At 37.3% G+C, this 4,624-nt stretch carries 7 protein-coding genes; 2 read left to right on the forward strand and 5 right to left on the reverse strand.

Going from position 1 to position 4,624, the window contains the following annotated elements; all coding sequences use genetic code 11:
* On the reverse strand, positions 1 to 129 hold a 129-nt coding region (locus F902_RS22275), incomplete at its 3' end, for a RepB family plasmid replication initiator protein (RefSeq protein ID WP_005207866.1).
* Positions 130 to 951: 822 nt separating this feature from the next.
* Between F902_RS22275 and F902_RS21845 the strand changes: the two genes are divergently transcribed.
* The gene (locus tag F902_RS21845; RefSeq protein WP_005207868.1) at positions 952 to 1,401 is read left to right on the forward strand and encodes a pilin; all 450 of its coding nucleotides are present in this window, start codon (positions 952 to 954) and stop codon (positions 1,399 to 1,401) included.
* A 281-nt stretch (positions 1,402 to 1,682) separates the two neighbouring features.
* Here the strand turns inward: F902_RS21845 and F902_RS21850 are convergent, their stop codons facing one another.
* Together F902_RS21850 and mobQ are read right to left on the reverse strand one after the other, a co-directional pair.
* Positions 1,683 to 2,153, reverse strand: a complete 471-nt coding sequence (locus F902_RS21850) for a hypothetical protein (protein WP_005207869.1) — start codon at positions 2,151 to 2,153, stop codon at positions 1,683 to 1,685.
* The gene (mobQ, locus tag F902_RS21855) at positions 2,150 to 3,112 is read right to left on the reverse strand and encodes a MobQ family relaxase (protein WP_005207871.1); all 963 of its coding nucleotides are present in this window, start codon (positions 3,110 to 3,112) and stop codon (positions 2,150 to 2,152) included. The genes F902_RS21850 and mobQ overlap by 4 nt, the downstream gene beginning before the upstream one ends.
* Before the next feature lie 208 nt (positions 3,113 to 3,320).
* On the opposite strand from mobQ, the gene F902_RS21860 reads away from it, so the two are divergent.
* Entirely contained in the window at positions 3,321 to 3,605 is a 285-nt protein-coding gene (locus F902_RS21860) for a hypothetical protein (RefSeq protein ID WP_005207887.1), read from the forward strand.
* On the opposite strand, the gene F902_RS21865 is transcribed toward F902_RS21860, so the two are convergent.
* Both F902_RS21865 and repM read right to left on the reverse strand, forming a co-directional pair.
* Positions 3,602 to 3,898, reverse strand: a complete 297-nt coding sequence (locus tag F902_RS21865; RefSeq protein WP_005207888.1) for a hypothetical protein — start codon at positions 3,896 to 3,898, stop codon at positions 3,602 to 3,604. The two genes, F902_RS21860 and F902_RS21865, sit on opposite strands and share 4 nt — an antisense overlap.
* Positions 3,895 to 4,624 (reverse strand): replication initiation protein RepM (gene repM, locus F902_RS21870; RefSeq protein WP_005207891.1); only part of this gene is annotated, 730 nt, incomplete at its 5' end. The genes F902_RS21865 and repM, both read right to left, overlap by 4 nt.

Genomic DNA, 4,624 nt, shown 5'->3' on the forward strand with positions numbered 1-4,624 from the left:
CAGGTGCATGTTATGGGTATGTTCCCGAATAATAACGATAGCTAATAAAATTAATCGTTGTTCGACAAGACCAAGACTATAACTAGCATTAATCAACGCATTATCTTTTACAACTAAGTCATTTTTCATGGTTATACACTTTTATAATTTAAGTGTATTTATACACCTTCATAATATAGGTGTCAATATCATCGGAATTGGTGTACTTATATGTCGGAATTGGTGTACTTATTAGGACTGAAATATCGGAATTGGTGTACTTATATGTCGGAATTGGTGTACTTATTAGCTGTGAAAGCCTTGCTGTGCTTGCATTTCAAGCAACCTAAAAATATTTAAAAATATATTTAAAAATAAAAAATATAAAAACTTGTATAAAACAGCCCTATGCCCTCGCTTTCGCTCGGACGTTTTAACCTCGCTTTCGCTCGGTTGAGGGGCTGTTTTTTTCAAATATGAGTTGAGGATTTAATAAAAAAGAAACTATACCTTCGCTTCGCTCAGTAGTTTTATGCTCGCTTCGCTCGTCTATAATTTAGCTGATACAGTTCGCACCCATTCGGGATGCTCTGTATCTTTCGTTATGAAGCAAAGGGGAGCTTGTAATCAGGGAAAAGGCTGACTCAAAATTTTAATACCAGGTGATCGCTCGTAGACACTCGCTCGGTTATTTGAATATATTTTTTTCAATTTAATTACTTGTTTTTAATTTAGTTAAATTCTAAAATTAAAAAGGAAAGCTAGTTTAACTCCACATTTTAAACTAGCTTTCCTTTTCATATGACACTCCTAGGCGAAAAGTGACAATTTTTGTCACTTTCTAACTAATAAAATGACGGAAATTTTAGTTCTATATTTAAAATAATGATTTATAATGATTTATAATGATTGGCACAGTTTGTGCTAGTTTTATTTTAATATTGTACCTTACAACAGTTTTTGGGGAATGTTATGACTACACAAAAAGGTTTTACTCTTATTGAATTAATGATTGTTGTCGCTATTATCGGTATTTTGGCAGCAATTGCGATTCCTGCTTATCAAGATTATGTTGCAAAATCACAAGTAGCAGTGGGTTTGTCTGATATTACTGCGGGTAAAGTAAATACAGAAGCTAAACTTGCTGAGGGTATTTCTACTGCAATTACTACACCCGCTGCTGTTGGTCTAACTACACCAACTAAAGCTTGTTCTGCGATTGCTGTTAATGTCGCAACTACTGGTAAAACAGAAATTACTTGTACACTGCAAGGTACTGCACAAATTAATGGTAAAAAGATTCAATGGAATCGTACAGCTGATGAGAATACAGGTACTAACGGTGTATGGACATGTGTGACAGATGTCGTTGAAAAATTAGCTCCTAAATCTTGCCCTAATGGTACATTAGCTACAACATAATAGCATCTAAACTTTAAACTAAATCTCTTCATAAAAACGCATCAAATTTGATGCGTTTTTTCTTATGTCTTTAAACAATATATTAAGTAGATGTGAGTTGGTAATTCTTTAGACTATCCAGCATTAACTCTAGGTTTTATCTTTTATTTTATCTTACTGAAATTAAAATTTAGCTCGATTCTTTAAAATATGGTTTTAACCATGTTTTAAAGTCGGGCAACTTTGCGACTGCTGTCATTGGTTTAGTAATCGTAAGAGCCGAGCAAAGTACAGTCTAGTTATTATTTCGGGTCAATCACACAATAATCTTTATTTGCTCCGTGACAGTCATTTTTCATGATGCGGACGCAAGATTTTCCATTGCAATTTTTAATATCTAGGCTGTATTTTTGTTCTAGCCATGCAACGTCTGCTCTACGCTGTTTGATTTCGTCCATGCTCGGCACATATAAAAATAATGCTAAAAAGAAAACGATCAGCAAGCTAACAAAAGCACTGGCGTAGATTGCCATGAATCGCCAGTCAAGTTGATTGGTTGCATTGTTTAATTCTCGAATACTGTTGTTGAGTGCGTCTATTTGCTTCTGATTGGCGTTTTTTAGGTGTTTTTCGGTCTTATTGAGTACTCCGCTAGCCACTTCCTTGTAAAACGCTTCTAATCGCTTGTTATCGTCTGCTATGGCTTCTCGATACTCTTTCATGGATGCCAATAAAATATATAACTGGTCATCTAGGTCGTTTAGGTTGCTCATCGGTATATTCCGCCCTGATCTAAGTCTTGTGAAGCCTTACGGTTGGCTTGCTGTTGCTCTAGTTTTTGCTGTCGTTGCAATTCGGCTTGCCGTTCTTGTTCTAGGCGTTTGGCTTCTTGATTTTTTTGCCATTGCTCAAAACCTTGATCGACACGGCTTAAACCACGCTGTAAAACGCTCTCTTTCTGCTGTTTCTGTTGGTGAAGCTGTTGGCTATTTTGCTGTTTGACGTTGTCATTAAAACGGCTGATTTCAGTGTCTATGCCTTGTCTGCGTAATTGTGTGACTTTGGTGCCTTCATGGATGGTGGCTTGTAGTCCGTTGTTCTGATCGGCATAGCTGCGGTGGTCTATTTTTTCTCGGTAGCCTGCACGTTCCAATGCATTGTTGGCTAAGTCTGCCCATGTTTCTCGAATTTGCTTAATGTCTTCTTGGGTTGTCCCTATACCAAGGCTTTTTCGTTTGGCGTTGCTGAGTTCAATATCGGTTTTGGTGGTCAGAGTGATTTTATTGTCTGCGTCTAATTCGGCTTTTCGGGTGGTGAGCATGATATGGGCGTGATGATTCTTATCATTACCGCCTTTGCTCGGTTCATGAATAGCTAAATCTGCAATCACGCCATAGCGATCAACTAAGGACCTGGCAAAGTCTTTTGCCAAGTCCTTACGTTGATCAGCGTCTAATTCATCAGGTAGTGCAATCACCCATTCTCTAGCGGTTCGGGCATCTTTGCGGTTCTCGGTTTTTTCCGCCAAGTTCCAAAGTTCGCCACGGTCAATTTCAATATCTAAATTAGAGATAATTTCAGAATGGGCGACACCGTCTTTTCTCGTAAAGTCATGGGTCAGCCCTGTGCGTTCATCTTCTAGTTTTTCACCTGCACGATAGGCACTTGATGCAACCGCAGTTCGTCCTGAACTTCGGTTCACCGTTTTAGTTGAACAATGATAGATTGCCATGCAGTCGCCTTGAGATGCTTTTGCTTTTAAAAAATTGCGTAGCAGTTTTTTGGGGTTAAGGGGATTCCCCTTACGCAAACTTTGACTTGGATGAAATCCAAGTCGTAAGTGCGCATTTCATGAAAAACACGATAGCATATAGCCCGCTTGAATTTCAATTCATAGGGCCTTATGCTTGAGTGGTTTTCTATATCCCGAAATCTGAATCATGACAAAAGCTGCTGAAACTCTTGAAAAGAAAATCGAAGCCCAATTAGAGAAGCTGAAACAGTTAAAGGCTCGAAAACAAGCTATCGAAGCTAGAGAAAGGTCAAAGCAAAAAGAGCAGGAAAGAAAGGATGATACTAGACGTAAAATTTTGCTTGGTTCTTATTTGATTAAAAAAATGAATGCCAATGAAGCCAATAAAGAAAAAATACTCGCTGAACTCAACGAATATTTAACAGAAAATAGAGATCGACAGCTTTTTAATTTGCCCGACATTGAAGCCTAATTTTTCTTAGCTGTTTGGTTGTTTTGTTCGGCTTGATACTCTGGAATGAGCGTATTTAATACCTTTTGAATATTGTCCTTGTCTTCTATCTGCAAATTATCTCGATAGTAAATTAAGTCCTGTATTTTGCTTTCCATCTGCATTTTTTCGGTGGGTTCGGCATCTTTGGATAGTCGGGATAATAGGAAGATATAACCGCATATATTTTCCCTCACAATTTCATAATTTACGATGTCGAGGTATTCAACGGTCACATGCTTTAGATCGGTTGATAGGTTATTTAATTTAATCATGGCTGAAATCCTGATTTTTCTAAAATTGGATAAAGCTCTCTGAATTTTTCAGGCTCTAAAAGCATATCAGCGATACGAATAGCAAATTGTTGGTAGCTTTCTGTACCTTGTGAATATTTCCCCATTTCAGGCATTTCTGACATTTTATTGGCAAATAAATGACGTTGTGCATCGGTCATTTTTATAAAAAAGTCAGGTGTATTGGGATCACGCTTAACTTCAATTTTCGGCTGTGATTTTTGCTTAAATTTGAATGAAAACCCTGTGATTGTACGCCCCTGCTTATGTTGCTCATAAGTTGCTGTAATGTCTGTATGTTTATTAATTTGCTCAATAGCAATATGTAAAACTTTTTCTTTAAATTGCCCCATCCTTTGATACTTCTCATCTCCAACTCCAAGTTTTGAACGAAATTCACTTAAATCAATAATTGGGGTCTTCCCAGTACTACGCCATGCGATTAAAAGTTCGTACAGGCGAATAGCATAACCGCTTGTTAGATTGGCAACTTGTTTTAATTCGTAGCTTGTAAGGTGTTGTTCAAGATAAGTGATTAGGGGTAAGACCGCTGGAGCAAAAGTAAATTCTATAGTTGCAGAATTATCAATATAAGCAATATCAGATACCCAGCGAGTAGTTTTATGAGCAATACCTCTTTCTCTAGGTTCTTGATAGCTAAACTGTCTGGAAAATAAAGACTTACAGGCATCCTTTAGAGTTTCGTAT

The organism is Acinetobacter higginsii, assembly GCF_000369525.1.
Classification (GTDB): domain Bacteria; phylum Pseudomonadota; class Gammaproteobacteria; order Pseudomonadales; family Moraxellaceae; genus Acinetobacter; species Acinetobacter higginsii.

What these genes read in the sequence shown, in the direction of transcription:
- F902_RS21845 (WP_005207868.1), top strand. Translation starts at nt 952, where the DNA reads ATGACTACACAAAAAGGTTTTACTCTTATTGAATTAATGATTGTTGTC.
- F902_RS21850 (WP_005207869.1), bottom strand. Translation starts at nt 2,153, where the DNA reads ATGAGCAACCTAAACGACCTAGATGACCAGTTATATATTTTATTGGCA.
- mobQ (WP_005207871.1), bottom strand. Translation starts at nt 3,112, where the DNA reads ATGGCAATCTATCATTGTTCAACTAAAACGGTGAACCGAAGTTCAGGA.
- F902_RS21860 (WP_005207887.1), top strand. Translation starts at nt 3,321, where the DNA reads ATGACAAAAGCTGCTGAAACTCTTGAAAAGAAAATCGAAGCCCAATTA.
- F902_RS21865 (WP_005207888.1), bottom strand. Translation starts at nt 3,898, where the DNA reads ATGATTAAATTAAATAACCTATCAACCGATCTAAAGCATGTGACCGTT.